Raw genomic sequence first — 26,486 nt, 5'->3', positions numbered from 1 at the left:
TCTGCACCCTATTCTGCACCGTATCGATCCGGGCATAAAGAAAGAGGCGGCCCCGCGCACTGGCCCTGGTGTGGGCCGTGATGCGGGTAGCCGCCTCTTCTGGACATGGTGGGTCTCCCCATCGATCTCCCCTTACTGTCACCTTCTGCCGTGCGCACTCCAAACTGCGCCGTTGATCAAACCGGTGTGCCTGTGTCTTCTTAGTGGGCATTGGGTGGAGCTCATTGCCGGGTTCCTATCTCTCGTTCGACCCCCTCCATACGGCGGCCGTTCGTTGTGATTTAGACATTACCCGATTGTTTGCGCACACGCAACATTGCTTGTGCAACAGCGTGTCGCCTGCAATTCCGGGGGTTGAGTAGCGCGCCACTCCCCCAGCTCATGCCTTTGCGCCGCCGCAACCTTGCCTCCACCCTTGTTTCACCCTGGCTAAACGCTGCAGGCTTATGTCATGGGTGACATCTGGGAAATTCCTGGCGACCAAGAAGTGGCCGCAACATTGCTGACCCCTGAGCAGCAAGCCGAGACGGATGCCGCCCGAGCAGAACACGCAGCCATCACCGCCGCCGGCGAGGACATCCCTGAGCTGCCTCGTAAGCTGGACTGGTGAAACTCGTAGCCACCATCCGCACTGTCGAAACGTCCGAGCTCGAAGCAGAAGGTGACGACTACACGGCCGTGAAAGCACAGCTCGCGGCGATGGTGCCTGAGGGATTCCAGATGCTCAGCGTCAGGAAAGCCGAGTAGTTTTGCGGCCGTTGGTGTGTCGTCGCACGGCTTCCATCGCGCGCAGGATTTCGGGGTGACCGGCCGGATACTTGACCACTGCCGCGGACAACGCCAACACGTACCGGTCGGTCGTCTCCTCGATTTCGACACCGGTTCCAGCGTCGTCGTAGCGTTCTTGCCACGTCGTGCTGTCCGGGTGGTTGGTGGCGTACATGAGGAGTCCCTGCACGTTTAGGTCTACACCCGCCGCAGCGATCGCACCAGCTGACTTGCATCCATTATTTCTCGAACGTATCTTCGAAGAATGGAGAGACGTGAGAATCGTTGGTATCCGATCCTCGCAGCGGTAGAGCAACCTACCGGTACATGGAAGATGATCGACACCCTCGGCAAGTGTTATGGGCTGATCCGCATCATGCGCCGCGGTGACGAGGTGTACTACAAAGCACAAACGTGGGCCGAGCACGAGAACAGCCGACGCATGATCGGGCATTACCGGACGCTGCAGCAAGCTTGCAACGAGACACATCAGCGGCTGCTCGCAAGAGGCGTTCCGGGGGCTCCCGAGTATCAGTACCTACACGGCGAGCCAACGCAAAAGAGCCCCCAGCAGCCGCCCCGCTAGAGGCGACCACTGGGGGTCAAGTGTTGGCGCTACTTCTCGCGTGGGGCGGACCCAAGCGCGGTGTTCTCTGTCAGCCATGCGTCTACTGCGGGCAGTGCCATGATCTTCGCGAGCGCGGCCTGCACACTCACGCCGACGCCGGCTGCAGCGATGAGCCACTGGACGGGCCACTGATCCGCGAGGATGAGCAGTATCGCGACAAGTGTCGGGATGAGTCCGACGATCGCCTGGACGGTTGTGCGGATGACGCGCTGATTCGGAAACCAGAGCGGCGTACGGGTGGGTGCTGCGTGAGTCACGGTGTCTCCTATCGGGGAAGTTCGTTGGGCCACGGGAGCCGGTCAATGCCGTTCGCGTCGCCGTGGTCAATGAGCGCGAACACGAACCGCCTGTACCCGGCGTTCTCCGCCTCGAGCTTGTCGAGGCGGGCGTTGGTGGTTTCGCGGTAGCCGGCCAGCTCTTCCTGCAGCTGGTCGATCAGGGTGGATTCGGCTGAGCGCTTGTCACGCTTGCCGGTCAGGACTGTTCCGACGATGCCGAGCACGAAAGCTACGGCGACTGTCAGGCTGCTGTTGAGCCAATCTGGCATGTGCCCTCCTCAGGCGGGGAGGGTGGTTAGCGGTTGAGCCGGTCGCGGTTGCGCCGGTCTTCTTCGTCCTGCACGGCCGTGGCGATTGAAGCGAGGTCGATGGGTGTCGCGGTGCCACCGTTGATGCCGGCGACCATCGTGCGCAGTCCGGATTTCGGGTCACCGACAGCCCAGAGTGCGGTGTCGAGTTTCGCGTTCACGACACCGCGACCTAGCGCGATCTCGTCCAGCGTGTTCTTGATCTGTTCGACGCGCCACGCGGTGATGTCGTCGCGTTCACGATCTTTGTCTGTGTACATGTCGTCTTCCTCAATTGGTGTGATTCCGGAACCAGCGGTGCTGGTCATGTAGTCGAGAGGGTTGACCGCGCGGCCGTTCACCCAGTACTCCTGGTGACAGTGCACGAACCAACCGGACGAGCCCCACGGGCCGCCAGACTTCCCCATGGTCCCGATGTGTTCGCCCTGTTCGACGCGGCGGCCATTGAATCCGAGGTAGCCGTCTGCGTGTGCGATGCGGGACCGGGTGCCATCGTCGTGCGTGATGACGGCTAGGTTGCCGTACGTGCCCGCCTCAGACCACGTGAGCCAGCCCGCGGCTGGGGCGTAGAGCTCAAGCCCACCGCCCCAACCAACGTCGATACCAACGTGAGGAAAGCCACGACCGATCTGCTCCCCGTGGTGTGTGTTGATGTTGCCGCGTGCAGCTTTGATCAGGTGCACCATTTGCGTCTCCTGCCGTGGTTGTATGTGGGTATGCCAAATCAGCCGAAGACGCCCCTGAAGTCTTTTCGCATCCCGGAGGACAGGTATCAGGAGGCGTTGGCGAAAGCGCGTGCAAACGGTGAGACGTTGACGGCGGTCGTGAATCGGATGCTTGACGAATACTTGGCTAAGGACTAGACAGCGGGTGTAATGACACCTATCCTCGGGTGTTATGACACCTCAGGCGACCGCGACACCGACCAACTATTGGCGTGCACGCATCGAGCGGGAACGCGTCACAGAGCAAGCCACCCCCCGCGACTATGACGATGTGTGGTTCGGTGCAGGCCTCGCTGGCATCCTGTCACTCGCCCTGTGGTGGGCTTGGGCGCCGTCGCTCGAGCACGGCTCAGCCGCGTTCGGATACTCCCTGTTCTGGACGGTCATGTGGGTGACGCTCACCATCACCGCATGGGTGGACGTGAACCGAAAGGACAGGCTCGACTCCACATGCGCTACGCTCAGGAAATGCCCAGACGGACACTGAGCGATGCGTTCGATCGAAAGCAGAACTCCCTAAACGCCATACGCTTATTGCTCGCAATTGGAGTGATCCTCGGGCATTCACCCTTGCTGGCGGGGAAAGAGTTCGCGTGGGGCGAAGTCGGCGAACTTCGCGGCCAGTTCTGGGTCGATGGGTTCTTCGCCATCTCGGGGTTTCTCATCCTAGGAAGCTGGCTGGCCAACCCATCCCCACGCCGGTACCTCCGTGCCCGAGCGATCCGCATCCTGCCCGCGTTCTACGTCTGCCTCATCGTGACCGCAGCAGTCTTCGCGCCCATCGGTATCCTGCTTTCGGGAACCGGGCAACCGATCTACTCTTTTGAGTCGCTGTCATACGTGCTCAAAAACGCAGCCCTCTGGATGTTCCAGTTCGATATTGCAGGCTCACCATCGGGCATCCCGTACCCCGGCGTATGGAATGGTTCGCTTTGGACCCTCTTCTGGGAGTTCCTCTGCTACCTGGCGATCCTCGCAGCCGGCGTCGCCGGGCTACTCCGTTTCCGAGCGACAGTCCCGCTGATCTTTATTGCCAGCTGGATCGCTCTACTTGCCTCAAGCGCAGACTGGGTGGAGAGCGAGAACGTAGCCATCGCAGCTCGGTTCGGCCTCATGTTCTCGGCCGGTGCGCTCGTCTACCAACTCACGAGGAAGCTCCCCGTGTCATGGCCACTAGTCATCGGTGCGCTCGCGGTTGCGACCGCCTCGACGCTGCTCCCCGAATACCGACTCGTTGCCGCACCCTTCCTCGCATATGGGCTGATCGGGCTTGGTGCCCTGGCCAACCACAAGAGGCTCGTGCTCCGGAATGACTTCTCCTACGGCATGTACATCTACGCTTTCCCAGTGCAGCAGCTGCTTGTGCTTCTCGGCCTCTCCGCACTGCCGCTTTTCGGCTTCGCGATCGCAAGCGTTGCCGCCACCCTGCCCCTTGCTGCCGCCAGCTGGTTCCTCGTGGAGAAGCCGCTGCAGAAGTTCAAGAGGCGGGGTGGCAGGCTGTCGAAGCAAGCTGCCCCCGATGCGGTTAGAGCATAGTAATCGCGGCTTGCCGCTTATTCACAGCGCCTGACCCGCTCGGCGCGCTTGTCCGGAGGCGGACGCTGCCGAACGTCGTGCCGCCAACAGTTACGGACACACTCACATTCGCCCCCGTCCCGGTAATCGTGAGCGTTACGCCACTTGCAGCGTCCGCACCGAGCGTCGTCACAATTGGAGCCCCATTGTTCGGGTTCACGTACCGTCGCGCGAACAAGTAAGCGTTCAGCGGGGCGCCGTTCTGTGCTGTGACCTCCACCTCGAGAAGGAATCCAGCGAGGTTTCCTCCTGTTGCGATCGTCGCGACGGGTTTCGCAACTCCCGATGAGAAATCATGCCCCTTGTACCCGATGTCCTCAAGCCGGCCGTGCTTGTTCTCTACGAAACTGTTTGACCCACGCTGCACCTTGTTCAGCACAGTGTCAGAGTTGACGGTCCCAAGCACACAGCTAACGAACACGCCATCGTAGAGCGCACTACCCGTTGGGTTGCCATTGAACCCATAACCGGGCGCCCCATTAGCTGTGACGTCGGAGATCAGGATCTGGTCATTCGTGGAGTCGACATCCAGGACATCAAATGTCCCCGCGGCGGTGTCCATGCCGACACTGTCAAAGTCGATATTCTTCAGGCTCACAACGGAGCAGCCTCGCATCTTGATTCCCGAACGGCCGATGACGTTGCCCGAGACACCCTTTACCTTGGATCGGGACACGTTCGTCAGCAGAATCGCATCCTCGCTCCACACGCCGCCCGACGACGACCCGATGATGTTCGGGTTGTCGATCCAGCTGTAAAGCACGTTCTTCAGGTCGTACGCCCGATTCTCCACTTGGTGGTGAACGTTGTCTTTCAAGCTGAGCCCGCGGATCGTGGACGTAGCGGGTGTTGCTGCTTCTCCCTCTGCGACGATGTGCGCAGCCTGCCCGCCAGCGTCAAAGAAGTTATCTCGAACGATCGCCCCGTTCGTCTTCGACGCCGGCGTGAAGCGGATAACCGCGTGAGTCTTGAGTGTTCCGTTGGTGTGGAACCTGCAGTTCTTGACCGCGTGCCCGCGGATGTCCTCGCGGTTCGGGCCGGTGTGGAACACGGCGTCAGGACCATCGAACGCGATTCCCTCGAGGCAGTTAGAGAACATCGTGTCGAGGTCGAAGTTCACGTTCCGCCCACGGGTGCGCGCCCCGAGCTTCAACTGCTGGAACGTGGTCCCTCGGACCACTGCGTCACAGTTACCGTCGTTGTCGCCCCACACCTCGAGCCCAGTGACGGTCGCCCCGGCGCCGAGCGGGATTGCCCCGTCGCCTACGAGGCCAACGTTTTCCATGACGAACCCTGCAGCTTTCACAAGGATCATCGTCTTCCCTGCGACGTTGCACCGGATCGAGGATGCGTACGCGTCACGAGGTGCGCCCATGAAGCGAATGTTCGTCTTCGTGACAGTGATCGTGTCAGTGATCTTGTAGTAGGCGCCGGGCCCTGTGCCGGGAAAGTAAATCGTGTCACCGTGGCTGGCAGCATCCAACGCGGCACGGATCGCCAAGGTGGAGTCCGTCACGCCAGCATCATGCTTCGCCCCGAAACCGTCGACATGCAACCAGCCGGTAAGACCGTTCTTCAGGAGTGCAGTGCGAGTCTCGCTCGGTACACCCACCCACTCACCGATAGCCTCGTCGGTCGGCGCAGAGTCAGGGTTCACCGGCCCCATCGGACCAATAGGCCCCTGAGGCCCCATGATGTTCGTGATGAGCTCAAGAGTCATGATTACGCCGTCCTTTTGGTGACATCGCCAGTGATCGTGTTGACCCACGTCAAACCGACAGGCCAAGGGGAAGGGGCGGTCGCCGACCACCACACAAAAATGTCGTTCGGTTTCGCGAACGTGCCAATGAGAGTCGCGAAATCGCCACCCTCGTTGGGCACGTACAGGCGCCAGTCGGGGAAGTCGACACCGATATATCCCTGATTGGGGCCGTACATGTTCGGGTCAGGCCACTCGACCCGGATCGAATACCACGACTCGGGGCGCAGATCACGAGTCGGCGCCAGGTTGATACTGAACAACCCCGACCCGTCAACAGCCGGATACGCGTAACGCGGTTTCGTGAACAGGAAAAGTTTCGTCCCAGCAACGGCCGGACCGCTGGGAGTGAACACGATCCGCACACCCGCAAGATCTGTGGATGAAAGGTCGAATGTCGCCAGGTTGCCAGTCACGGTGGACATAAGGCCTCCAATAGAGAAAGCCCCCACAACGTGGAGGCAGAAGATTGAGGAACAGGGCGCGCTAGACGAGCCGGTAAACCTGCTTAGAGGTGGGATCGATGTAAAGGTTCGGCACCAAAGAACCCCGCGCCATCGTCGGCAAGTTCTCCAAATCAAGAGCGCCGCTGATCTGTGTGCCCGTGCTCGAGTTGACCGATAGCGTATTCAAGCCACCCTGCAACACAACCCCGTCCAAACTGGAGTACACGACACGGGTGCCGACACCCAACGCAAACCCATTCGCGCCACCGATCAACTTCGCATCGCCCAGTTGCATCTGAGCAGCACCAGCAACCTGACTCAGAATGATCGGGTTCGCGCCCTCAACCGTGATCTTGCCGCCAGACTTCACCGCCATATCGCCCTTGAGGTCAGTTGCGCCCTCAATGTGGAACGGACCAACCTGCGTCGTGTCGCCCTCGAAACGAGTTGTTCCCTTCAGCGTCGTGACGCCCGTCCACACGAGCGTCCCGTCGCCATTCAACTGGCCGTGGATGACAACGCCACCATCCGAGTCGACCAGGAGGATCGCAGAACCGCCGACACGCAATTGCCCGCGCGTGATGGAGGAGAAGCCGAGCGGGTCAGCAGTCTCCAACGCACGCAAACGCGCGAGGACGTCCCGCATCGGGTCATCGTTCAGATTGTCGAGGCTCACAGTTCCTGCACCTCCGGAGTCACCGTGCGAGACATGTCACCAGACACACCCAACACGTAAAACGTTTTCTGGCCGTCATACAGCCACTCGTCATCACGGGTCTCGACAAGGACTCGCGCACCAGGCACGCAATCTGAAAGCTTGAACAGCTCACTGCCGTCAGCGTCTCGCGTGTGCGTCAGTTTGAATTCGTACTGCGCGACCGGGAACTCATGCACGCCCATCTCCGACGTTGCCAAAGCGTTGAGCTCGAACTGGTTGTCAGTCGCTTTGGCGGACCGTGAATCATCCAGATACGGGATCGTCGGGGCCACAGTCGCGCCGGCCTTGCCAACACGAATGTCCATCTCCGACCCCTTGCCGACCATCAACACACCCGTCAACCGCCTGGCCGCATCCCGAACCTCGCGGAGGCCCGTGATGATCGGCTCAGGAACAGTCGTCGGTGCGTCGATCGTTGCGCCAGGAAGACGCGGGCTGCCGAGAATCACATCCCAGAACAGTCGCCCGTTCGCGTCCAACTTGGGCTGCAAGTAGAAGTCCACAGCGCCAGCCATCCGGCCAACCTCCGTGATCATGTCCTCCGCTTTCATAAGCTGATAGTGGAACCACGTCTTAGAAACACCGCCCGCCTCATCAGCGGGGAACCGCATCGGCAGAGTCCAGTTCCCCGGAACCGGCCGATAAGACGCCGCCTTGATGACCGCCAACAGCAGCCCCTTCGGGCTCTTCCCAACCACCTGAATCTGCGCCGTCGAATTGTACTCATCCACGCCATACACGTGACGTTTCGAGTAGATCAACCGCAACTCAGAATGTTCCACGGTCAAGACGCCCGTGTCCTTGTCGTACTCCGTTTTCAGGATGATCCCCGCATACACAGGAACACCACCATCCATCACCACAAGAACACGCGACCAATCCGCAAACAGGTTCCGAGCGACCGACTGCGGGACACGAGTTGCTGCATCCCTCAAATGGAACTTGTGCTGCCCCGAACCGATCGCCGTAGACGATGTGCGCCAGTTGCCAGCAGCGGGGAACACGTCATCAACGGAGTTGCCGGTCAGGGCGTCAAAGATGCCAAACGACCACATCGATACCCCCTAAATGAACGTGTCAGGTGTGAACGGGGTGATGAGGCCAGCGCCGACGGTCGCAGTGATCGAGATCGTCACCTGTGCGCCACCCTTGACCGCGATCGTGTCCCGGCGAGACGTAGCACCAACCTGCAGAACGCCATCCAGCTTCAGGCGCCCAGTCGCAGTGTTGTACTCGTGAACGTGGCCCGTTGTCAGCGGCTGCGTCACAATGACCTTCTTGCCGCCCGGGAGATTCAACGTGTACCCGGAGGTCATGCTCGAGGTCGGCGTGATCACCAGCACCGGGGAAGCCTTGAAGTTGCCGTAGTGGAAGATCGTCACCGACTGTGCCGCGGCGGCCGTGTTCATGTTGCCGAATAGCTGCGGTTTCGCGAACTTCAGCTGCAGCAAGAATGTCGCCAGCTCGCCCCAGACTTCCGGCTCGAATTCCTGCCCCACAACCCGACCATTGGCCCAGCGCGGGCCGCCCGGAAAGTCGAAAACCCAGCTCCCCAAACTGCCATCAGCAAGTGCACCAGAAAGCTGCAGAGCGAAATGGTCCAACCGCTCCGGGGACGACGCCTCACACGTTCCCTGGATCGCGACCGAGCGAGCGGTCTTGAACACGGGCACGTCGAACTCGCCCACGTCTTGAGGGATCTCCACCGATGACGAGCGAACGCTGAGCCCTCCGAAGAGGCCAGCCGTTCCCTTGTGATCGATGAAGAACCCCTCATGCCCTTCGCCTCCTTGGAGCACAAGGCCGGCGCCGCGAATGTTCGTCACAAGCCGCTCCTCATCCGGAATTTCTGCTTTGCATCCAGCTCGGCTGCGACCACTAGCGGGTCAGTGCCGTTCGCAGAGATTTGCCAAGTCGGCGCGTACGTTGCTCCGGTGCTAGCGGCAACGGCTGGCGTGTTGGTCTGGGGCGAGCGCATGTAGCGAACCTCCCCACCGTCCGCGTAACGCTGGGCGCCGTCGTAGAGCGACTGCCGGAACTTGTACACCGCCGACTGCCCGCCCATGCGGCGCACGTCCTCAGCGTCGAACATGTGCTCGCCCACCGAGGCGCGAATCAGGATGTTGTCCTGACGGGGCCCGCCACTGCCGGGGATCTCGCCACCGTCAGCAAGCCCCGGACGCCCCGAACCCGACGCGTCGCCATTAAGGTCAGGCAGTGTTGCCCGCGTCTGAATGTCGATGACCCGCCCGCTGTTGTTCGCAACAAGCTGATCGATCTGCTCCTGAGCAAGATCAACGCCCATAAGAACCGCCTGCGTCTTGATCTCTGCCGGCGTGGACAACAGCTTGTCGATGTAGTCCTGAGCTGCTTCACCTGTGACGCCGAACTGCTCAAGCTGCAGGACCAGCGCCTCACGGCCGCGTTCGATTGCCGCGCTTGACTCGTCAGTTGACCCGCCGTTCAGGACTATCGCTGCCGCTGCGTCATTCGCAGACTTCGCGATAGCGTCGAGCGCTGCCTGATTCTCTCGCCCGGATTCAGTGGCGATATCGAGGGAAGCAATGAAGCCATCCAGAGTGCCAACGAATCCGTCAAGAGAGCCATCGTTCGCAGCCTTGTACGCCTCCTCCTGGACTTCGATAAACGCATCCTTCTGTCGCTGCAAGGCCGCGGCGGCGTCATCGATCGAAGCCTCGAATTCACGGGCGGTCGCGTTGACATTGAACTGAGCTCTTCCGAAACCGGCGATCTCATCAGCAAGTGCACTGATCGATTCAGTTGTTCGATTGGCAACGTCATCAAGACCGGCGATCTCCTCAACCGTGACCTCAGTGTTCTTCGCCGCATCGCGCGACGCAGAGGAATACTCGGGGAACATCTCCTTGAGCTTCTTGATCGACTCCTTCGAGCCGTCCGTCTGCTTGACGAGCGCTTCCCAAACCTCTTTCGCCTTGTCGACGTTGCCGCCGTTGACCATCACAGAGAGCGCCTGGTCGAGCTCGGCAAGGTTCTTTTTCGAAGTGCCCAGCGTGGTGTCAATGAGGCCGAACGTGCCAACCTCAGCGATCGTGCCGACGAGCGAGTTCTGCACGTCAGCGAACACGCTGTTGAAGCCAGACATGCCGCCTGTCAGTTGCAGAATGTTGCCTCGCGCTTTGGCGGCGCGTGAACCAAAAACGTCGAGCTCGTTGCCGCCGAGCGCCTTGTCGAGAATCGAAGAGGCGGAGGCCGAGTTGTCGAGTGCCTTCACGAACCCATCAGCACTCGTAGTTGCGCCAGTGAGATCCTGAGCCCAGCCGCGGACTTCGTGAGCGAACCCGAGGGCCATGACCACACCGACCGACTTGCCGACCAAGCCAACGGCCGCAGCCGTCTTCTGGGCGGTTGGGCCGAGTGTGGCAAGAGCACCACGGTATGCCGCGATTCGCGGGACACCGAGCAGGAATGCGGCCGAGCCAAGCCCGACTGCCGCGGTCACGCCTCCGATGCTCAGCGCTACACCCTGCGCCCAGTCGGGCATCTCGTTGTACGCATCGACAGCTTCAGTTGCCGTCCGCGTGAGGCTCCGCAGCACGTCATTCGCAGCGGCACCCGACTGGATCAGGGCCGTGTCAAACGAACCCCCAAGCTTCTCAACGTCGCCGTTCAGGTTGTCGAGCTTGATGCGTGCAGTGAGCGCCGCATAGCCCGCGTCGTCAACCTTGTCGATCCACTCGCCGATGCCCTCAGCGCCCTGCTCGAAAACGACGGCTGCTGCACGGACCGCATCCGAGCCGAACATGACGCCGAGTGCTGCGTTGCGCGCCTCCGGGGTGAGCCCCTTGAGCGACTTCTGCAGGATGCCGGCGAACTTCTCCATGCCGACGAACTGACCTTGGGCGTCGTAGGCGGAGATGCCAAGCTCTTCCATCTTCTCGCGCGCTTCCGCAGACTGCGGCGTAAGGCGCTGCAGCATCGTCTTGAACGACGTGCCTGCGTCGGAGCCCAACAGGCCCGCAGAAGCGAACGCAGACAGTGTTCCGGTGGCTTCCTCAATGGACAGCCCCGTCTGAGCCGCCACAAGGCCGCCTTGGTTGAGCGCCATCGAGAGATCCTGAACAGAACCCTGCGCCTTGCCAGCACCCGCAGCGAGCAGGTCAGCAATATGCGGGACATCCTTGCCCGCCAGCTTGAACTGAGTCATCGCCGTAGCCGCGATCTCCGCAGCCTCAGCAACCCCCAGCTCGCCAGCCGAAGCCAAATCGAGCGACCCGGCCAGAGCGCCGCCGAGAACATCGGCAGTCTCCACGCCAGCCTTCGCCAGCTCCTCAACAGCATTCGCTGCTTCAGTGGCCGTGAACACCGTGTCAGCGCCAGCCTCGATCGCCGCCTCACGCATCAGCTGCATGTTGCCCGTCGACTCGTGCGTGGCTGCCTGAACAGACGACATTGCCGCATCGAACTCGGAGAACTTCGCAACCGCCAGGCCGACGCCAACAGCAGCCATCGTGCCCACCGCGAGAGCCGTAGTTCCGAGCTGCTGAAACGCTTCCTTCTTCGCCGCCAGCTTCTCGGTTTCCGTGCCCAGCTCGCGCACCTTCTGCGCGGACTTCTCCATGCCGCCAACGAACTCGGCATACTGCAACCGGAGATCAACTGAGGTAACCCGTTTACCCATGACAACCTCCGGGATGCGCTATTGAAATGTGGTTATGGCTTGTCGACCACCGCCGAGAACAGGAACCCGTTCTGGTTTTGGTGGCCGTAATCCTTCTTGTATGCGTCCTGCTTGTTGCGGATCGCCTGCTCGATGAAGTCGACAGTTGCGTCGACCTTGATGCGCCCCCGAATGGCGGGGTCAGTTGCGAGCGACATCGGGTAACCATGTGGGCCCAAGTCACGATCGAACGCAGCGGATTCGAGCATCACGGCCACGTCCTCCGGGGTAAACCGGGGCTCCGAAATGGAGTGCGAGGCGATGAGCCGGCCGCTTTCGTCATACTCATAGAACGTCGAGACGATCGGCTCCCGGCCTCGCAGCTGGCTTAGCGGGACACCGACTTCGCGCGCGAGGCGCGCTTCGGCTTTGCCGGCGCCGTCAACGCTTTTTTTGCTTTGGCCTTCCGCTCGCTCGGCGCGTACTCATTCAGAATCCACAGCGTTGCGGCGATCAGGTTCAGGTCAGCGCTGGACAGCACCGAGAACATGTCAGCCCACTCGTCAACTGGCGGATTCGCCTCGAGATCGACCTTGAGCGGTGGGGCTTCCTCGCCCTCGATCAGCTCGACACCGCTGTGCTTCGCGCCCTCGAGGGAGCCTTCCAGAGTGTTGTAGTTGTAGCGAGCGTCAAGCTGCACCCCGCGACGAGGCGGGAATAGCTCAACGATGCGACGCCACTCGAGGCCGTCCATCTCCGTGAACTTCAGAGTGGTCAGCCGGTCGCCAACAAGCACCTCAACGGTGTCAGTCTCACGGCCAGCAGCACGGGCCACCTTCTGGGCGGCAATCGCATCAGACAGTGCAGTCATTTCAAAATCTCCCACGGATAAGCCCACAGATGAGGAGGAGCCTGCCGGGCGCTCCGTGGGCATGGTTTACGCCCGGCAGGGGTCTAGCTAGGCGCCAGCGACAACAACCACGTCGCGGTGCACCGTGCCCGTCACGTTCAGGGCCTGAGTGCGAGTCAGCTCCTGGTTGGTGACGGGTGCGTTCTTGGTCGGCACGGATGCCTTGATCGGGATGACATCCACGATCTGTGCGGCGGTGATCGCCGTCTCGTTGGGGATCGCCCAGCGCTCCACGATGTAGCCGGTCGTGCCCTGCGGCAGTGCGATGCGGATCACATCGTCTTCCGTGTTCGTGTACACGTAGGTGATCGACAGGTCATCGGTCTCGGTGCCGTCGTACTGGATCTGCTGCTTCAGTGTCAGCCGGTTCGCGGTCACCTTGTTGATCGTCACCGTGTGGTTGTAGCCATCACCCGTGATCGAGTACGTCAGCTTCTTCACCGTGCCCGCGGAGAGCTCCGCAACGGTCGGCGCTGCAGGGTTGGCGATCGTCGGGACGAACAGCACGAGGCCATTGCCGTCACTTACGACGCCTTCAGGGATTTCTTCAAGAGCCATCAGGCGTCTCCTTCTTGGTTTTGCCCACGGACGGTTTCGGTGCCTGCGTGCTCGCAGGTTTCACGTAGTGCTTAGGCGGGCGCGGTGCATTCACCGGCTCGTCATCGATCACCACGTACAGATCTGGGGCACGGTTGACTTCCCCTAGCGGGGCGTCGTACTCGTGCTTCGTTGCCTTGTCTCGGACGCGAATGAACTGCGCCATGTGCACCTCCGGGCATAGAAAAGGGCCCCGCAAGTGCGAGGCCCAAAGGGTCTGGTTAGGCGGCCGGGGATGACCGCAGCACGTACTCCGTGTCCTGGTAGAACATCGGCGGCTTCACCGAGTTGTCGTCCTCTACGTCGTCCATGCCGCCAGGGGGCATCCGGATTGGATCGCATTTGCGACCAGCCACAACTGGCACGAACCCGAGCAGCTTGGCCGCCACCTTCGCAGTGACCGAGCGAGCGACATCAGCGGTAGTCGACACTGCGCGCACCGTGTACGTCAGATCGCCCCGCGAGTTCGCCCGCTGCGTCGCCGTAAACCGGTTGTCGTCAAGCTCATCCAGGCCGCCGCCATAGAGAATCCAGTACGTCTCGCGAACGAGGCCGCCTGTGCCATCGAGGCGTGCTGAGTCGTAACCCTTGCCGGCCAACGTGGTGTCAGTTTCGATGCGCGCCTTAACGGCCGCGAAATGCTCTCGAATCACAGGCCCCTCGCTTTCATCGACTGTTCAGCGGCGATCTCAATGCCCTTGACCAGCTCGTCGGCCGCGAACTTCTCCGCACGCTGACGGGCACGGCTAGGGGCCGTGCGGATGCCGCCTGCAGCGTCAGGGTCATCGAGGAAACCGAACGACGGCAACAGCCCGCCCTTGCCAGACTTCCCGCCATAGCGTTCGATGTTCGGGCCAACCTCGCCCTCGAGCGCGTCCGGCGTCTCGCCTTTCGAGATGGTGTAGTCGATCGTCGGCGTGTAGCGTTTCGCGACACTCTTAGGCATCGATTTCTTCGCATCATCCGCATAGGACTTCTTCGTGCGGATCAACGTCTGCTGGAAAGCCTGACGAGCTTTACCCGGCATCGTTCCAGCGATCGCTGCCAGATCAGCCGCCAAAGCACGTACCTCAGCCGATTCGCTAGCCATCAGCTCAGCAGCTCGATCGAGTACCGGGCAGCAGTTGACTGTGAGGTGGAAGCAAGGCCCGCGACACGATACTCACGAGCAACCATCGCAGGATTGCCAGCAACAGGACCAACCGCCGTGATCCACACCGTGTCATCAGTGCGAATCAGACCAGCCGTCGCTACAGGCACCGACAAGATGAGCGACTCATCCGCGAACACCTGACCAACCGCATCCTTATCCGTCACCGCGTTCGACGTAGACGAGATCCGGCACTTGCCCGTGTAATGAGCGGTGATCGTTTCGACATCCTCGAGGGTGTCCGGATCCGGGGTGATCGTCTTCAGGCCGACAATGCAGGAGTCCAGCATGCGAGCCTCAGCCCAACTGCGCCCCATCGAAACCGTGCCACCGATGACGCTCACCAGCGGGCCTCGACAATGCCAATGTCGCCCTGGCCGAACTGCTTCCGGATCGCCTTCTCCGCATGCTCCGTCAGGGTCATGCCGGACGATGCGCCGGCATCAGCCCATGCCAGTTTGAAGTCATCGATCGCAACTGATGACAGGCCGCCCGCGGTGAGGCCGATCTTGGCCTCGAGCGGGAGAAGAGTTTGGGAGACGAGCACGCAGGCGAGGCGGGCAAGCTCACGAGGAGCCTCTGCGTAACCCCACGTGAATGTCACATCAACGGGGGCGTCATCACGAACCATGATGAACCCCGGCCGGTACGTGTGCTCAACGGCGCCACCATCACGGGTGACCGCTTCCACCGACACCACCGGCCACTGGGGAAGGTCAACCCGCCCACCATCCGGGTACGCAACGTACTCCGAAGTGGTGCGCGGGAAAACCTCCTGCCCAATGACCGATCGGAGGTGTGCGGAAGCATCCGCCAGCAGCTCATCGATCCACTCGATTTCAGCGCCGGCCTCGAAAGTCCGGTTGAGCCTCGTCCCGAGCTCTGCTGCAGTAGCGAATGCTTCCATCACAGACCTCCTAGTTAGCTTGCGGTGAACGCGACGATGCCGGTCGGACGGAACGCCTTCGCGCCGTACACGTGGAGGCCACGCAGACGGTCAGAGAACGAGTCATCGTGGCGCAGGCCCTCGGTCTTCTCGATCTGCGAGACGAACGAGAAGGCCGGCTTGTACCAGGCGATGACCTGGGGCTTGGCGACGTTCGGGGTGTTCTCCGACTGGTAGATGTCGATGCCGAGCAGGCGACCGATGTATCCGTCACGCAGACCGGCCGGCGAACCCGACTGGTCAACGCTCGTCAGGCGCGACGACGCCTTGAGCAGCACGGAGGCGTACTCCGCGTTGATGACAGCGACACGGTTGCTGGTCGGAACCTTCGCCTTGTCGAGCGCCTTCTTGATGTCGCCGATCTTGTCGAACGCCTGATCGCCCGTGGTGATGGCCGCGGCCGTCAGGTGGGCGTTCGTGGTCGACAGGCCGGCGAGGATGAACTTGTCGGCGTCCTCCGCCATGCCCTCCGCAGCCGACTGCGTGTACTCGCCAAGCGAGCCAGCAGCCTGCGCACGGTCGATGTCATCCACCAGGAAGTCGAAGGACTTCTCCTGGTCGATGAGCAGGTCAGCCTTGGTCGAGGTGATCGCGTCGGGCTTCGTGGTGCGCGGGATGAAGACACCAGGAGCAGACTCGAGAAGTCCGGTCTTGTAGTCCTTGATCGCGATTGCGCCCGCGGTGTTCACGCGGACGGTGTTACCCGACCGCGCGTCACCCTCGTACTGGCGGTTGACGAGGTTGGCCGCGATTGCTGCCTGGCGGAAGTCGAGCAGCATCTGGGAGTTCCAGACGATGGGGATGAAGTTCGTAAGAGCCATGAGGGCTCCCTCCTTTGGTTATTTGATCCCCAGTAGCGTGTTCAGCTGGCCGGCCGCACGGGCCGCGCCGATCTGCTCCGGAGTCATGGATTTGATGTCTTGCTCAGACAGCTGCGCGGGCTTGGACGTTTTGCCCTTCGCCCCCTGATCTGCGCCACCACCGAAACGAGAACCGCCATCAGCGGCCAGCTCCGGGTAGTCGACAAGCAGTGCAGCGATTGCCTGGTTGAGTGCGTCCGAATCGACTTCGCCGTCGTCATCCACGTCAATCCCTGACGTGTCGATGAGCTTCAGCGCGAGGGCAGGGTTCTTGACCTTGCCCGTCGCAGCAGCTTTGAGCTCTGCACCGATGAGGCGCTTGTTGGCCTTCTCCGTTGCTTCCGCTCGGGCTTCGATGCGAGCCTGCTCGAGTGCCTGCTCCTCGGCGGGCTTGTCCTTGAGCGCGTTCGCGTCCCGAAGTGCCTTCAGCTCCTTCTCGGCCGCCTTGCGCGCAGTGCGCTCAGCCACGAGAGCCTTGTGCGCGCCCGCGTTCGGGTCAGGCTGCTCGATCTCTTCCGTCGACTCAGACTCGGTTTCGGTCTGCTCGACAGATTCGGTCGATTCGGTTGATTCGTCCGTCACGGACTCATCAGTGTTTGTCATTGGAATCACTCCTAGGTGGGATGGAAAAGGCCCCATCGCGGGGCCGGTTACACACCCCGAAGGGTGATTGCTGCGTCACGCAGCTCCCCACCGGAGTGGGGAAGATTGTTGGGGCTAGCCCAGGGAGACGCCGAGCTTGCGATAGAAGGCGTCGGCTGCGGCACGGTCAGCGATCTGCGACTCAAGCCGCTTAGCCACCCATGCGTTTGTGCTCGTGTCACCAACCGGGAACTCGAGGTAGCCGGCGTCACGCAGCAGCAGTTGCCGGGTGGGCAGATCGTCAGCGAGCTCCATGATCGTTTCCGGCATCAGGCGTGTGCGCTTCGTGGCCGAGTAGCGGTTGCCGTCGATACGGTGCGAACCGACACCGATCTGGTTCTGCGTCGACCGAAATCCGCCGCGATACGTGCCGTCAGATGTTGTGACGCCCATGACGGGTGTTCCGTCTGGCTTCACGCCGATCTGTTGCCGGTGGATGCGCCGGCCACTATTCGCAGTCGTGTTGCGCCCGATGCCTCGAGAGGTTGAGATCCCGTCAGCACCACGTCGAGCGTTCACAACACGGATCGGATCGGCGCCAGAACGGATCGCCTCAGCACCACCACGGGTGAAGATCCGATCCTGTTCAGCTGGTGACAGCGAGTCGAAGTAGGCGCTAGGGGTTTCGTAGAACCCGGCAGGCGTTCCTTCGCCATCCGTCACGGCCAACGAGGTGCATTTGCAACGAGGATGACGCTCGAATGGCGCCCGGTACTCTGCGCCACCCGCAAGGATCGCGCACCGTGAGCACGCACCGGCTGACACGACACGGATGTACCGCGTGTAGCCGCGGCCCGTCGCAATTGTCTCGTCTGCCTGCCGTCCGAGATCCTGAACTGCAGCGCCAACGATGACTGCAAGGAACGATGCCCCCACCTCGAACGCTCGAGCGGCAGGCATGCCCCGTCCGACCAGCGTCTTCGTCGTGGTCACAGCGGAGAACATCGCCGGCCCAACCTCGCGGCCGTCCAGCATGACTCCACCGAACGCTTCAGACACCAACTGCGCACGCTCAGGAGCCCCACCTGAAGCCGCAGCAACGCGATCCAGGTACGGGCCAGCCTGACGAGCTGCAGCAACCTGAGCAGCCGACACGGTGTCGACCATTGCGGACGACACCCGATCCCAACCGGCATCCAAGAACGCCGGGTCGATCTGCCGGAACTGCCGAAGCGCCCGAACAGTTGCCTTATCCGTTGTCACCGTGCGACGCCGCTGATGCTCAGCCGCGATATCAGAGAGCGTTGACATCCTGACCCTCAGATTCGATCGCATCCTGCACGCCGAACTGCATCAGGGCGCGCTCTTCCTCGTCACGCATGTCCAGAACCCTCTTGATGGTGTCCGGGTCCTTGCCGTGCAGCTCGAGGATGTACTTCAGCGGGTAGCCGAGCGCCTTGTACTTGCTCAGCGCGTCGGCCAACTGGGATTCAGCACGAATCTCGCGGTCTTTCCAGACGATGGTCGACAATCGAACCTCTTGCGCGAGAGCCTTCTCGCCCTTCACCAACGCCACCAGGCGCAGCACTTCACGCAGCTGGGGGTCGGTGAACGAGATGTACTCGTTCGACTTCTGCACAAGACCAATCTCGGCCGCAGTGAGCGCGTCACCAGACAGGTTCGACAGTCCCTTGTTCGACACCAGGTAGTGCGGAGGGGTGCGAGTCTGCGCGGCAATGTGGCCCACCGCGATCTCGATCGTGTCCGTGAAGATGTCGAGCGATGCCGAATCCCATGAGTCGATCTTCGCGTTCTCGCCCGTGAGCGTCAGGAGCCGCTTCTCGCGGAGATCCTTCATCTCGACATTGCGAGTGCCGATGACCTTGCCTGTCGCATCGAGCACGGGGATCTTCGGCGGTTCAACGCCCAGGATCACACGAGCATCCATCGACGCGTAGTCGGCAGCAAGGAACAGGTACGCCCAGAGCAGGTTGATTGCATCCTGCATGGGCATGACGCCCTGAATCTCCGAGATCGGATCGCCCTTGAGCGTCGGCCGGTTCGGGAGCTCCACAACCGGCACAACGCCGAGTGGGTTCGCCAGCGGCCACGAGTTGTCGCCATCAGCGATGCGCGCCTGCCAGCCGCCATCCGCCGCATACTCAGTGCGCGACTGCTGCGCCTGCGAGTCACGGTCATTCTTGACCGACTGCCGGGGGCGCTCGAACTTCCAAAGCTCGGTAGGCGTGTAGAGAGTCGCGTACTCCTTCGACTCATCCACCCACGTCTTCAAGGCAGCCTTCCGCAGCCGCGGGTTCTCCCAGTCGTACTCGATCTCCACATTCGAGGGGTGCTCGAACGTCACGATCGCATCGCCGTCACGATCGCCCCATACGATCACGAACACGCGACGTGCAGCCAGCGACGTGATGACACCCTGCGAGAACTGCATGTCGAACTCGTTGTACTGCAGCTGATCCCACAGCAACTTCGCGCCGGCATCGCCAACACCAGTCAGGCCGATCGGCTTCAGGCGCTCAGCCTCAGCGTTGACGATCGTCCCGCACCAGTTATCAGAGAACCCGGAATAGCGGGCAGCGTTAGCTTCCTGCCACTCCTTCGTCGCGAACGACAAAGGCTGCTTGCCCTCGTAGTAGTTCTCCGACTTCTCGATGTCAGGCCGGCGTGCGTTCAACCGGGTGTAGATGCGCTCCGTCTGGAGGCGGGCGTCCTGAGCGTCCAAAATGGCCTCCTAGAAGTAGACGTAGTTATCAGCCGGGACATCTAGTGCCCCGTCAGCGATCGCATCCATGCGCGCCTCATGGGCAAGCACCGACGACATCGTGAGGTCGAACTTTTGGTGATCGGCAGGCTTGCCGAGGATGTACTGCCGAAGCCCCGTGAGCTTGTCCACGTTGCGGGCGCGAATGATCGCGTTTCGCATGTGCACAGCTACGTCAGGGTCGGCATCGTGAGTGAACTGCGCGTCAGGGTTGTACACGTCAGTGCGGAACCGTTCGAGCGACGCGTGCATAGCCGAAATGCGGTTCGTCGCCCACTTGAGAAAGACCTTCTCGCCGTACTTCGCGCCCCAGTTGTCGATGTCGGTTTCCCAGAACATCGGGTCGCAGTAGGCCCGAACGATCTCGAACTCAGTAGCGATCTGATCGACGGCCGCGTTCACCTCAGCGTGAGGAATGCGACCCTGCCAATCAGCAGGCTTCCAATACGTCTTCCGGTTGTTGTCCGGCCCATACGTGGGCGTGAACTGGTAACCGTCCAACGTTTCTAGTCGGATGCCGGTGTGGTCGTTGTTATCCGACCCGTCGAACCCGAGAGTCACCTTCGTGCGCGCAGACACCGTGATCGGCTCCGGGCGCCCCTCGAGGCCATCAAGCCCCGTGAGCGTCCAGCGAGCCATGTCCATCCACGTACCCGAACCAGCAACGATGCGATTCCCGTAGAAGCGCTCAGCCTCAGCGGGGCTCGTCTCCATGAGAGCGACAGCCTCAGCCTCAACCGTGCGAATGTCCACCCAAGGTGAGCTCGCATAGTTCCAGCGGAAGATCTGCAGCCGGTCGGCCTTCTTCTTGAACTCAAGAGCGGCAGGAGGCGGAAAGTGATGCTTCAGGATGTCGGGAAGCTGTGACTCCATCTGATCCTGCAGAACACTGTTTTCAGCAGGGTCATACGGGTTCGAGGAGTGCGAGACACGGCCACCCATGCCACCAGCGCCACGACGCAAGTTCCGCTCGAACTTCTTCATCGAGTTGGACTCGTTCCAAAGTCCCGTCTCGTCACACTTGCCGGCCGAGATGCGGGCACCAAGCTTGCCGTCAGCCTTCGAGGTGACGATCTCAGTGCGTGAGTCGCGGTTCTTGTTCGGGTGGCGGATGAACGCCTCACCCGTCTTCGGGATCACGTTCGCCAGGGGGCCGTCATCGATCATCGGGACGAGAGCGCCCCAAGTGTTCTCCACCTGGTCTTCGACCACGGCGGCGAGCTGGATGCGAGGGGTAGCCCACGGCTTACCCCGAGGCTCACCGGCCTCGTAAAAGTACGGGTCATCCATGCACGGGCAGCCCGACCACGGGCAGATGTACATCTCGCCCTCGACTGCGCGGCCATCGTAAAGAGAGGGGCCAACGAACTCGAGGCACGTCTCAGCAGCAACACCCGGCGACTTGCCCACCTTCTGCGCAGCAACCCACAAGCCAATGCGGTACACAAACGCAGCAGCACGCTCGCCAGGCTTCGCGGTCGGCTTCACCCGATACCAGTTCGCCATGTACACGCGGTGATCCAGCGAGGGGACGAACGATGCACCCGCATTGTCGCCATCAGGCACAACACAGTGATGCTCAATCCACCACATCGCCAGATAGCCCAGCGTCTGCGTCCGCGGAGGGATCGTGTACTCAGGCCCCTTCGACACGGACAGCCTCCAACCAGTTATTCGTCGGCGTCTTCCGCGCAGCGGGCTTCTTCACCGCCTCAGAGGTGCTCGAGGGAGTCGCGGCCACACGCCACAAGTTCTGCTTCATGCCAGCAATCGAAATGCCGAGCTCGTTCTCCATGCGGAGGACAGCCGTCTTCAGGCCGGCAGAAGCTTCCGGCTCAACAGACTCGAGGAACGCACGCACATACGCGGCAACCTGATATTTCAAGCCGAGAGCAGACCACGCCGAAGCTTGAGGCTTCGACCAAAGCTCAGCCCACAATTCGGACTCGACGCCGAGGGCACCAGCCAAGGGGAAGTTGGGAACCTCACCGCTGAAACCAGCAGCGGGCAGGTCAATCCATTCGCGATTCTGCGAACGGTAAGAGTCAGGATCAGGAGCAGGGCCACTGCGAGAACGAGCACCACCAGAAGCCATGAGATCACCCGCTCCCGAAACCTTTTGAACCCGTCTGTGGTTTTTTTGCCCTCACCGGCGACTAGATCGTGGTATCCGTTCGTGGGTGGGGGCCCACCCTTCACAGGAGGCCACTGGGCGCCCGTTCGGGCTCCCTGTGTGGTCCTGCCTAGGTGCGGTCGTTCCATCCGCCTGGTGAGGTTGCTGCGGTGTGTGTGTTGTGGCAGTTGGCGCACAACCCGCGTCCGTGTTGTGGGTCGTTGGGGTTGAGTCCTGCGTCTACGAGTTCTCTGCGTGTGAGTGGGTAGTGGTCAGCGACTGTGCTGAGTGTCAGCTCGCATGATGTGCAGATGGGGTCACGTGTGAGTACTGCGCTGCGGAACGATCGGTGCCCCTTGGATGAGTACACCTTGTTATCTACGCGTGCTGCCCTTGCTTGCTGCCTGTGCGTCTTGCACCTACTGCCTTCACTGGCTGGGTAGATGGTGGGGCATCCATGCTTGGAGCAGACACGCATTGATTGCTACTCGCGCCCTCGTCCGAACCATTGCCGTGTGCGGCGGTCGTCTTCTCGGTCGCGGTCGCCGCATTCTTCTGCGGCTAGTTCGCTCGAGTGTTCGTCGTCGCATTCGGTGCATCGGTAGCGTTCAGACATCCGCCCCCACCTCCGTAGCGCTGACAAGGAGCCATGCGCCTTCCTCATCAGCGATGTCGAGTTCCGTGTACCTGCTCAACGGGTATTTCTCGGCCCATCCGTCTGGGTTGTCGGGCAGGTTGCCGGTCATGGTCACTCCCTTGTGAGCCGTGCGGGTTATCGCTTGCGTCGCTTCTGTTGTGCGCGTCCGGTCTGTGACTTCGACTGGCGCATGTAGGGCTGGAGGTCGAACCATGACGCGGGCCGCTTCCACTCGGCATCACGGGCGGAGTACCACAGCGCCCAGAAGCTGACGATGCTGAGGAACCAGATCAGGCTCTCCATGACGCTCCCTAAGTTGTTGGCCTCGATAAAACCCGTCGAGACTCGCGCGGTGTGTTGTTGTGGTGCCGGCCTTTTGCTCCCAAGGCGCCGTCCTCGTGGATGTGTGTGCATCCGAGCGTTCGCCCGTAGCCGCGAATGGACAGCGACATAGCGGGGGAAGTTTGGCGCGACTTGGCTCCCGTGGGCTACCTGTGTTGAATCCGCGTCACACCCGCCGCGACAAGTGTGAGTAGCTGTTGTCAGGTTCTTGCTTCTAGCGCCTGACGCGCATCAATGGACGGCACCCGAGGGCCGTTGGCAAGTCTTGTTACCGCAGTACCGCTTCGTCTTGCCAGCGTTGCGTTGGTGTCATCACGCCCGTCAGCATGCCGGGTTCGGAGTATTGCCCTGTTGCTTGGGAGAACTCGGGTGAGCCGCGGTCTTGTGACGTTGTCTGCCGCCAGAGCGTGTCGCCCCAGTCGGCCATTTCGTCGTGGTGGAAGTGGTGCGTGATGAGCACGTCTGCACGGCCGATGCGTCCGAACTTCCGGAATGCTGCAGCCATGTTCTTGATCCAGGCGTGTGCTTTGCGTTCGGTTGTGGCACCGGATACACCTTTGGCGTAGATGTCGCCGTGTGTGGTTACGAGCGTCCAGTCGTACACGGGAGCCCAAACGGCGGCTTCTTCGTCGGCGATGATCCAGTCGATGTGTTGCATGTCTGGGTCGCGTTCGAGGGCGAGTTTCGCCATTTCGACGCAGAGGGTGTCGTCGTTGTCGCTGAGGTCGATCTTCTTGCCGCCCTCACGGTGTTCGCCGTGGTTGCCTTTGGTGGCGAGCGCGGTGACTCGCTCGAACAGTGGGGCGAGTGTGTCGATGGCGTGCAGGATGAGCGCAACTACGCCCTCGATCTGCTTCTTGCGGTTTAGGTCGATGGAGCGCATCTGGTGGGGGTAGATGAAGCAACCCTCAACGAGATCCCCACCGAAGATGAACACGATGCGTTCGAGCTTGCGGCCGATCTTGCGCAGCTCTGTGATGCGCTTGACGGCCAGTGCGATGAACTCGTAGAAGCGGGCGATGGTCGCTGCTGAGCCGCCATTGTAGGACTGACCCAACTGGACATCGTTGATGGAGATGACGAACGTGGATTCGTCGGCGCCCTCATCGAGCATTGAGAAGATGCGGGGGCCGTTCTCTGACCGCAGCTGGGCGAGGATGCCCACCGGGTCGATGTCAGTGCTGGCAGCTTCAGAGCGGCCGCGTTTCGGGGTTGCTGACATGCGGTTGCTGAACATGTCCAGCCCGTACGCGATCGAACGAATGGAGAGCACGTAGTCGTCGGGGTCGTCACCGGATGCTTCGATCCATGCGCGTGCATCAGCGAGCGTCACCGGGCGGTTTCGAATGGCCGTGACGACCTTCGAACCATCGGACGATTCTTCGCTGCTTTCGCCGGCGACAGTCGCAGCGGGCAGCTTCTTCTTTGCCCGCCGCACGCTCTTCTCCGAGGTGCCCCATTTGGCTCCGATGGCGACGTTGCTCAGCTCCGAGCGCAAGTCGGCAACATACTGGGGGTCATCGAGCAATGCCACAATGAACCCGCCTTCTGTGTGAGGTGTTTCCCCGCACGCACCGCACTGTTTTGTAAGGCTCAGTGATCTGGCGTGTTTGTTGTGTTTGCGGTCGGCGGGGAAAGTATTTGGGGTTAGACGGCGCGTGCTTTGCGCCGCTGATATGTCCGCTGCCTTGACTCAACTAGGCAAGCTCGGCAGCGACGGAACTTGCTACCGGCGCGGACTTGTTCGATCGTGTTGGCCTCGGTGTACTCGTGCCCATGCTTGCAATGAGTTGCCAGCGCACGAGATCCTCGCGCGACGTTTTCGGCATGGGTTACGGCCTCAAGGTGGCTGTGGCGGACGCAGGCAATGTTTCGGCAGAGGTGGTCAATGTCTTGATCCGCGGTGACCTTGCCGCCAAACTCTTGGAAGCCGATCCGGTGGGCCGTTACTCCGCTGCCAAACGCCCTGAAGCGTCCGTATCCGTTGCTGGTCCAGCCCTGCCATACCCAGCACTCTCCGGCGTCGGCGCCGATCCTAGCGATTGGGTCACTGAGGTACGGCTGGCCGCCGCGGAAGTTGACGTGCTCCCAAAATCGGGGCCCGTCATACTCATCCAGATACCATCCGGCGTGCTCTGGGGTACGATTAGACACATCAACTCCTTACCGAGTTGGTCAGGCTCCCGGCTGTTAGCGCAGCGCGGGGGCATTTAGTTTTTGGGCGCAAAAAAGGCCCCGAGTCGAAACTCGGGGCCTTTCGCGTTAAAGAAGAATCGCCGTGTCATGTCTGATTTTTCTCAGAGTAAACCGGCGCACCTAAGTATCGCACGGGATTAAGAACGTCGCAACCTTTTTCTCAGGCGCATTTCACCTCCGCTTCGTACACCCATCGGTCGTGCTCCGAATCGATCCCCGCGAGCCGATAGACCGCGACCGATTCAGCGCCCACCGACGTGATCAGCGTTTCAGTCGAATACTCTGCGAGACGCGGCGGGACGGGAAACAGGCGGCGCGCTGGTGGGCGCACATGATCGCCTCGCCCGATGGGTTCAATGCTCCCGTCGAGAATCCCGCCAACCAGCGCGACTCCCTCGGTCGGGTCGGGTGCCCACTCGCCGATGACTTCGAGCAGCATTGCATCATCGGTTTGTCCCTCGCTGATGTGCACGCTCTGCGGACGGATGATCACCCCGTGCGACGCACCGACTGCAATAACCTCCTTCCGGAGTGCGTCAGCGACAGCGCTCCTGCGCTCTACGCCAAGATGCTCTGTGCTTACCAGCGCTTTGGAACTCAACGTGTCGGTGATAATCAACTGGATGCCTCCTTCTGCTCAATCGCGAATGCGAGCTCTCGCGCGTTCCAAACGGTTTCACACGACCGGCAGAGTGCCGTCGCGCTCCCAACGGGGTCGTCTGGCCGGTACTTGACGACGAGCGGCCGGTAGTACTCGGCCCCGTCGCGCCACCATGATTTCGCGTCGCACACGGGGCATGGGTCGGGCAGGTCTTTCTCGCGTGGTCGGTCGAACATGGCGGTGATCATCCGCACCCACCCGTTGAGTTGGCTGATGTAGAAGTCATCAGCCTCGGACGGTCTGCCAATGTATGCGGTGTGCCAGTCGATCAGGTCAGGCACCGACTTGCGGGACGGTTTGACGCCAACGAGCCGGCACCAGTCACCGATTGCGGCGGTTATCTTCAGCGACTCGAACAGTGCCCCAACATCGAGCGGTGACCCTTCAGACGGCAACGATGCACCGCCTGTTGAACCACCCATGCTTGACCGGATCGCTGTCTCGAGCTGCACGAGCAACGCATCCTGAACGACGATCGCAACCGTCCCGTCGTCCTGGATCACCTTCGTGCGCGTCGGCTTCGTGAGCGCTTCCACCGCTTCGAGCAGGTCAGTCATGTTCGCTCCTTCCGTGGCGTGATGATGGTGACCCGCTTCCCGAAGAAGTAGTGCCACCTGTTCTGGATGCTGGGCAGGTGTCGGTTGCGCTCGGAGAACGGACGGCGCCCGTTCTTGCCGAAACGAATGCTGATCATTGGTTTGTCGGCCCAAAAGGAATGCACGATCCCGTCGTAGCCGCAGCCCCTTTTGACCCGCCAGATGACAAGCTTCCACACGCGAATCAGGTTGGTGTCATCCATTCGTTGCCTCCTCGCCTATCGAGTGTCGGCAGCCTTGTTCGTACCGGCCACATGTCTTGCACCAGTA

General features: G+C 61.3%; 36 protein-coding genes. 5 read left to right on the top strand and 31 right to left on the bottom strand.

Translation table 11 applies throughout. The features are described from left to right. The first annotated feature begins 451 nt into the window (after positions 1-451). A complete protein-coding gene (locus EV379_RS17185; protein WP_165397311.1) occupies positions 452-610 on the top strand; it encodes a hypothetical protein in 159 nt (52 codons plus the stop codon). Beyond that, positions 607-747, top strand: a complete 141-nt coding sequence (locus tag EV379_RS17180) for a hypothetical protein (RefSeq protein ID WP_165397310.1) — start codon at positions 607-609, stop codon at positions 745-747. The genes EV379_RS17185 and EV379_RS17180 overlap by 4 nt, the downstream gene beginning before the upstream one ends. Here the strand turns inward: EV379_RS17180 and EV379_RS06210 are convergent. Beyond that, positions 731-943, bottom strand: a complete 213-nt coding sequence (locus EV379_RS06210; protein WP_130505375.1) for a hypothetical protein — start codon at positions 941-943, stop codon at positions 731-733. The genes EV379_RS17180 and EV379_RS06210 overlap by 17 nt on opposite strands. A gap of 159 nt (positions 944-1,102) precedes the next feature. Between EV379_RS06210 and EV379_RS17290 the strand changes: the two genes are divergently transcribed. Next, on the top strand, positions 1,103-1,354 hold the full coding sequence (locus tag EV379_RS17290) for a hypothetical protein (protein WP_130505374.1): 252 nt from the start codon (positions 1,103-1,105) through the stop codon (positions 1,352-1,354). Between the two features lie 29 nt (positions 1,355-1,383). On the opposite strand, the gene EV379_RS06200 is transcribed toward EV379_RS17290, so the two are convergent. The 3 genes from EV379_RS06200 to EV379_RS06190 are packed head-to-tail and all read right to left on the bottom strand — an operon-like array spanning position 1,384 to position 2,668. Further along, positions 1,384-1,653 carry a hypothetical protein gene (locus EV379_RS06200; protein WP_130505373.1) on the bottom strand — a complete coding sequence of 90 codons (270 nt, stop codon included), beginning with the start codon at positions 1,651-1,653 and terminating at the stop codon, positions 1,384-1,386. 8 nt (positions 1,654-1,661) lie between these two features. Then, complete coding sequence (locus tag EV379_RS06195) at positions 1,662-1,943, bottom strand: hypothetical protein (RefSeq protein ID WP_130505372.1); 282 nt, start codon at positions 1,941-1,943, stop codon at positions 1,662-1,664. Positions 1,944-1,969: 26 nt separating this feature from the next. Continuing rightward, the gene (locus tag EV379_RS06190) at positions 1,970-2,668 is read right to left on the bottom strand and encodes a M23 family metallopeptidase (protein ID WP_130505371.1); all 699 of its coding nucleotides are present in this window, start codon (positions 2,666-2,668) and stop codon (positions 1,970-1,972) included. A 211-nt stretch (positions 2,669-2,879) separates the two neighbouring features. Between EV379_RS06190 and EV379_RS17175 the strand changes: the two genes are divergently transcribed. Together EV379_RS17175 and EV379_RS06185 are read left to right on the top strand one after the other, a co-directional pair. Continuing rightward, complete coding sequence (locus tag EV379_RS17175; RefSeq protein ID WP_165397309.1) at positions 2,880-3,194, top strand: hypothetical protein; 315 nt, start codon at positions 2,880-2,882, stop codon at positions 3,192-3,194. Continuing rightward, positions 3,176-4,243, top strand: a complete 1,068-nt coding sequence (locus EV379_RS06185; protein WP_165397308.1) for an acyltransferase family protein — start codon at positions 3,176-3,178, stop codon at positions 4,241-4,243. The genes EV379_RS17175 and EV379_RS06185 overlap by 19 nt, the downstream gene beginning before the upstream one ends. Here the strand turns inward: EV379_RS06185 and EV379_RS06180 are convergent. From EV379_RS06180 to EV379_RS06060, 27 genes are all read right to left on the bottom strand, one after another. Next, complete coding sequence (locus tag EV379_RS06180; protein ID WP_130505369.1) at positions 4,233-6,002, bottom strand: hypothetical protein; 1,770 nt, start codon at positions 6,000-6,002, stop codon at positions 4,233-4,235. The two genes, EV379_RS06185 and EV379_RS06180, sit on opposite strands and share 11 nt — an antisense overlap. Positions 6,003-6,004: 2 nt before the next feature. Next, positions 6,005-6,466, bottom strand: a complete 462-nt coding sequence (locus EV379_RS06175; protein WP_130505368.1) for a hypothetical protein — start codon at positions 6,464-6,466, stop codon at positions 6,005-6,007. Between the two features lie 61 nt (positions 6,467-6,527). Further along, the gene (locus EV379_RS06170; protein WP_130505367.1) at positions 6,528-7,163 is read right to left on the bottom strand and encodes a hypothetical protein; all 636 of its coding nucleotides are present in this window, start codon (positions 7,161-7,163) and stop codon (positions 6,528-6,530) included. Next, the gene (locus EV379_RS06165; RefSeq protein WP_130505366.1) at positions 7,160-8,260 is read right to left on the bottom strand and encodes a hypothetical protein; all 1,101 of its coding nucleotides are present in this window, start codon (positions 8,258-8,260) and stop codon (positions 7,160-7,162) included. The genes EV379_RS06170 and EV379_RS06165 overlap by 4 nt, the downstream gene beginning before the upstream one ends. A gap of 9 nt (positions 8,261-8,269) precedes the next feature. After that, a complete protein-coding gene (locus tag EV379_RS06160; RefSeq protein ID WP_130505365.1) occupies positions 8,270-9,031 on the bottom strand; it encodes a hypothetical protein in 762 nt (253 codons plus the stop codon). Beyond that, positions 9,028-11,865, bottom strand: coding sequence for a phage tail tape measure protein (locus tag EV379_RS06155; protein WP_130505364.1), 2,838 nt, complete (start codon positions 11,863-11,865; stop codon positions 9,028-9,030). The genes EV379_RS06160 and EV379_RS06155 overlap by 4 nt, the downstream gene beginning before the upstream one ends. A gap of 32 nt (positions 11,866-11,897) precedes the next feature. Continuing rightward, positions 11,898-12,062, bottom strand: coding sequence for a hypothetical protein (locus EV379_RS17170; protein WP_165397307.1), 165 nt, complete (start codon positions 12,060-12,062; stop codon positions 11,898-11,900). Positions 12,063-12,232: 170 nt separating this feature from the next. Beyond that, positions 12,233-12,778, bottom strand: a complete 546-nt coding sequence (locus EV379_RS06150) for a hypothetical protein (protein WP_130505363.1) — start codon at positions 12,776-12,778, stop codon at positions 12,233-12,235. A 24-nt stretch (positions 12,779-12,802) separates the two neighbouring features. Then, positions 12,803-13,312: a phage tail tube protein gene (locus EV379_RS06145; RefSeq protein ID WP_130505362.1), complete on the bottom strand. Its 510-nt coding sequence runs from the start codon at positions 13,310-13,312 to the stop codon at positions 12,803-12,805. After that, the gene (locus tag EV379_RS06140) at positions 13,302-13,517 is read right to left on the bottom strand and encodes a hypothetical protein (protein ID WP_130505361.1); all 216 of its coding nucleotides are present in this window, start codon (positions 13,515-13,517) and stop codon (positions 13,302-13,304) included. The genes EV379_RS06145 and EV379_RS06140 overlap by 11 nt, the downstream gene beginning before the upstream one ends. Before the next feature lie 55 nt (positions 13,518-13,572). Next, positions 13,573-14,004 (bottom strand): hypothetical protein, encoded by a 432-nt coding sequence (locus tag EV379_RS06135; RefSeq protein WP_207226204.1) that lies wholly within the window; start codon positions 14,002-14,004, stop codon positions 13,573-13,575. Continuing rightward, on the bottom strand, positions 14,001-14,441 hold the full coding sequence (locus EV379_RS06130; RefSeq protein WP_130505359.1) for a hypothetical protein: 441 nt from the start codon (positions 14,439-14,441) through the stop codon (positions 14,001-14,003). Before EV379_RS06130 ends, EV379_RS06135 begins: the two co-directional genes overlap by 4 nt. Beyond that, positions 14,441-14,845, bottom strand: coding sequence for a DUF6093 family protein (locus EV379_RS06125; RefSeq protein ID WP_130505358.1), 405 nt, complete (start codon positions 14,843-14,845; stop codon positions 14,441-14,443). The genes EV379_RS06130 and EV379_RS06125 overlap by 1 nt, the downstream gene beginning before the upstream one ends. Beyond that, positions 14,842-15,408, bottom strand: a complete 567-nt coding sequence (locus EV379_RS06120; protein WP_130505357.1) for a head-tail connector protein — start codon at positions 15,406-15,408, stop codon at positions 14,842-14,844. Before EV379_RS06120 ends, EV379_RS06125 begins: the two co-directional genes overlap by 4 nt. 14 nt (positions 15,409-15,422) lie before the next feature. Continuing rightward, positions 15,423-16,268, bottom strand: a complete 846-nt coding sequence (locus EV379_RS06115; RefSeq protein WP_130505356.1) for a phage major capsid protein — start codon at positions 16,266-16,268, stop codon at positions 15,423-15,425. Positions 16,269-16,286: 18 nt separating this feature from the next. Further along, positions 16,287-16,910, bottom strand: coding sequence for a hypothetical protein (locus tag EV379_RS06110; protein ID WP_130505355.1), 624 nt, complete (start codon positions 16,908-16,910; stop codon positions 16,287-16,289). 114 nt (positions 16,911-17,024) lie between these two features. After that, entirely contained in the window at positions 17,025-18,200 is a 1,176-nt protein-coding gene (locus tag EV379_RS06105; RefSeq protein ID WP_130505354.1) for a hypothetical protein, read from the bottom strand. Further along, a complete protein-coding gene (locus EV379_RS06100) occupies positions 18,184-19,632 on the bottom strand; it encodes a phage portal protein (protein WP_165397306.1) in 1,449 nt (482 codons plus the stop codon). Before EV379_RS06100 ends, EV379_RS06105 begins: the two co-directional genes overlap by 17 nt. A 9-nt stretch (positions 19,633-19,641) precedes the next feature. Then, entirely contained in the window at positions 19,642-21,324 is a 1,683-nt protein-coding gene (locus tag EV379_RS06095; protein ID WP_130505352.1) for a hypothetical protein, read from the bottom strand. Next, on the bottom strand, positions 21,308-21,766 hold the full coding sequence (locus tag EV379_RS06090) for a hypothetical protein (protein ID WP_130505351.1): 459 nt from the start codon (positions 21,764-21,766) through the stop codon (positions 21,308-21,310). Before EV379_RS06090 ends, EV379_RS06095 begins: the two co-directional genes overlap by 17 nt. A gap of 626 nt (positions 21,767-22,392) precedes the next feature. After that, the gene (locus EV379_RS17165; protein WP_165397305.1) at positions 22,393-22,530 is read right to left on the bottom strand and encodes a hypothetical protein; all 138 of its coding nucleotides are present in this window, start codon (positions 22,528-22,530) and stop codon (positions 22,393-22,395) included. 26 nt (positions 22,531-22,556) lie between these two features. Next, the gene (locus EV379_RS17160; RefSeq protein ID WP_165397304.1) at positions 22,557-22,724 is read right to left on the bottom strand and encodes a hypothetical protein; all 168 of its coding nucleotides are present in this window, start codon (positions 22,722-22,724) and stop codon (positions 22,557-22,559) included. Positions 22,725-23,031: 307 nt separating this feature from the next. Continuing rightward, positions 23,032-24,297, bottom strand: coding sequence for a hypothetical protein (locus EV379_RS06080; RefSeq protein ID WP_130505349.1), 1,266 nt, complete (start codon positions 24,295-24,297; stop codon positions 23,032-23,034). 113 nt (positions 24,298-24,410) lie between these two features. Then, entirely contained in the window at positions 24,411-24,917 is a 507-nt protein-coding gene (locus tag EV379_RS17605; protein WP_130505348.1) for an HNH endonuclease signature motif containing protein, read from the bottom strand. Between the two features lie 202 nt (positions 24,918-25,119). Next, entirely contained in the window at positions 25,120-25,578 is a 459-nt protein-coding gene (locus tag EV379_RS06070) for a hypothetical protein (RefSeq protein WP_130505347.1), read from the bottom strand. After that, positions 25,575-26,177 (bottom strand): DUF7341 domain-containing protein, encoded by a 603-nt coding sequence (locus EV379_RS06065; RefSeq protein WP_130505346.1) that lies wholly within the window; start codon positions 26,175-26,177, stop codon positions 25,575-25,577. Before EV379_RS06065 ends, EV379_RS06070 begins: the two co-directional genes overlap by 4 nt. Next, a complete protein-coding gene (locus EV379_RS06060) occupies positions 26,174-26,419 on the bottom strand; it encodes a hypothetical protein (protein ID WP_130505345.1) in 246 nt (81 codons plus the stop codon). Before EV379_RS06060 ends, EV379_RS06065 begins: the two co-directional genes overlap by 4 nt. Positions 26,420-26,486 lie beyond the last annotated feature (67 nt).

The organism is Microterricola gilva (assembly GCF_004217495.1).
Taxonomy (GTDB): domain Bacteria; phylum Actinomycetota; class Actinomycetes; order Actinomycetales; family Microbacteriaceae; genus Microterricola; species Microterricola gilva.
Note: the sequence above shows the minus strand (reverse complement) of the source record. Positions and strands in the feature narration are given on the sequence as shown.

Excerpts from the sequence above, each read along its gene's own strand:
- EV379_RS06210 (WP_130505375.1), bottom strand. The coding sequence starts at position 943 with ATGTACGCCACCAACCACCCGGACAGCACGACGTGGCAAGAACGCTAC.
- EV379_RS06105 (WP_130505354.1), bottom strand. The coding sequence starts at position 18,200 with ATGTCAACGCTCTCTGATATCGCGGCTGAGCATCAGCGGCGTCGCACG.
- EV379_RS06060 (WP_130505345.1), bottom strand. The coding sequence starts at position 26,419 with ATGGATGACACCAACCTGATTCGCGTGTGGAAGCTTGTCATCTGGCGG.
- EV379_RS06165 (WP_130505366.1), bottom strand. The coding sequence starts at position 8,260 with ATGTGGTCGTTTGGCATCTTTGACGCCCTGACCGGCAACTCCGTTGAT.
- EV379_RS17165 (WP_165397305.1), bottom strand. The coding sequence starts at position 22,530 with ATGACCGGCAACCTGCCCGACAACCCAGACGGATGGGCCGAGAAATAC.
- EV379_RS06155 (WP_130505364.1), bottom strand. The coding sequence starts at position 11,865 with ATGGGTAAACGGGTTACCTCAGTTGATCTCCGGTTGCAGTATGCCGAG.
- EV379_RS06065 (WP_130505346.1), bottom strand. The coding sequence starts at position 26,177 with ATGACTGACCTGCTCGAAGCGGTGGAAGCGCTCACGAAGCCGACGCGC.
- EV379_RS17185 (WP_165397311.1), top strand. The coding sequence starts at position 452 with ATGGGTGACATCTGGGAAATTCCTGGCGACCAAGAAGTGGCCGCAACA.
- EV379_RS06145 (WP_130505362.1), bottom strand. The coding sequence starts at position 13,312 with ATGGCTCTTGAAGAAATCCCTGAAGGCGTCGTAAGTGACGGCAATGGC.
- EV379_RS06195 (WP_130505372.1), bottom strand. The coding sequence starts at position 1,943 with ATGCCAGATTGGCTCAACAGCAGCCTGACAGTCGCCGTAGCTTTCGTG.
- EV379_RS06090 (WP_130505351.1), bottom strand. The coding sequence starts at position 21,766 with ATGGCTTCTGGTGGTGCTCGTTCTCGCAGTGGCCCTGCTCCTGATCCT.
- EV379_RS17175 (WP_165397309.1), top strand. The coding sequence starts at position 2,880 with ATGACACCTCAGGCGACCGCGACACCGACCAACTATTGGCGTGCACGC.
- EV379_RS17160 (WP_165397304.1), bottom strand. The coding sequence starts at position 22,724 with ATGGAGAGCCTGATCTGGTTCCTCAGCATCGTCAGCTTCTGGGCGCTG.
- EV379_RS06150 (WP_130505363.1), bottom strand. The coding sequence starts at position 12,778 with ATGCCCACGGAGCGCCCGGCAGGCTCCTCCTCATCTGTGGGCTTATCC.
- EV379_RS06130 (WP_130505359.1), bottom strand. The coding sequence starts at position 14,441 with ATGGCTAGCGAATCGGCTGAGGTACGTGCTTTGGCGGCTGATCTGGCA.
- EV379_RS06110 (WP_130505355.1), bottom strand. The coding sequence starts at position 16,910 with ATGACAAACACTGATGAGTCCGTGACGGACGAATCAACCGAATCGACC.
- EV379_RS06120 (WP_130505357.1), bottom strand. The coding sequence starts at position 15,408 with ATGGAAGCATTCGCTACTGCAGCAGAGCTCGGGACGAGGCTCAACCGG.
- EV379_RS06180 (WP_130505369.1), bottom strand. The coding sequence starts at position 6,002 with ATGACTCTTGAGCTCATCACGAACATCATGGGGCCTCAGGGGCCTATT.
- EV379_RS06115 (WP_130505356.1), bottom strand. The coding sequence starts at position 16,268 with ATGGCTCTTACGAACTTCATCCCCATCGTCTGGAACTCCCAGATGCTG.
- EV379_RS06185 (WP_165397308.1), top strand. The coding sequence starts at position 3,176 with ATGCCCAGACGGACACTGAGCGATGCGTTCGATCGAAAGCAGAACTCC.
- EV379_RS06140 (WP_130505361.1), bottom strand. The coding sequence starts at position 13,517 with ATGGCGCAGTTCATTCGCGTCCGAGACAAGGCAACGAAGCACGAGTAC.
- EV379_RS06175 (WP_130505368.1), bottom strand. The coding sequence starts at position 6,466 with ATGTCCACCGTGACTGGCAACCTGGCGACATTCGACCTTTCATCCACA.
- EV379_RS06190 (WP_130505371.1), bottom strand. The coding sequence starts at position 2,668 with ATGGTGCACCTGATCAAAGCTGCACGCGGCAACATCAACACACACCAC.
- EV379_RS17170 (WP_165397307.1), bottom strand. The coding sequence starts at position 12,062 with ATGTCGCTCGCAACTGACCCCGCCATTCGGGGGCGCATCAAGGTCGAC.
- EV379_RS17290 (WP_130505374.1), top strand. The coding sequence starts at position 1,103 with ATGATCGACACCCTCGGCAAGTGTTATGGGCTGATCCGCATCATGCGC.